This is a genomic window from Oleiphilus sp. HI0043 (assembly GCF_001634935.1).
Window position 1 is genome coordinate 1 of the sequence record NZ_LWEY01000732.1, and the last position, 562, is coordinate 562.

General features: G+C 47.2%; 1 protein-coding gene. It reads right to left on the bottom strand.

Annotated features, from left to right (window positions below; translation table 11 throughout):
- A partial coding sequence (gene mreB, locus A3729_RS08530; protein ID WP_156497812.1) for a rod shape-determining protein MreB occupies window positions 1-562 on the bottom strand: 562 nt, incomplete at both ends.

The following is a 562-nucleotide window of genomic DNA, read 5'->3' on the forward strand; positions in this document are numbered from 1 at the left end:
TCTGCGACAATAACAGGAAGGCCTGTTTCTTCACTTAAAAGTCGATCAAGACCTCGGAGCAATGATCCGCCACCTGTCAGGACAATACCACGCTCGGCAATATCTGATGCAAGCTCTGGAGGTGACTGCTCTAAAGCCCCTTTCACTGCCTGTACAATCGCAGATAATGACTCTTGTAGCGCTTCGAGGATTTCTTCACTGTTCAAGGTAAAGCCACGAGGCACACCTTCTGCCAGATTGCGACCACGTACATCGATCTCTCGAAGTTCAAGACCTTCGTATGCACAACCGACTTCCTGTTTAATCTTCTCTGCAGTGGTATCACCAATTAGGCTGCCGTAGTTACGACGAACATAAGTAACAATTGCTTCATCAAAGCGGTCACCACCAACTTTTACTGAGTCAGCATAAACAATGCCGTTTAGAGAAATGATGGCAATTTCAGTCGTACCACCACCAATATCAACGACCATAGAGCCACTTGCTTCTTCAACGGGTAAACCGGCACCAATCGCAGCAGCCATTGGTTCTTCAATCAAATAAACTTCACGGGCACCTGCAC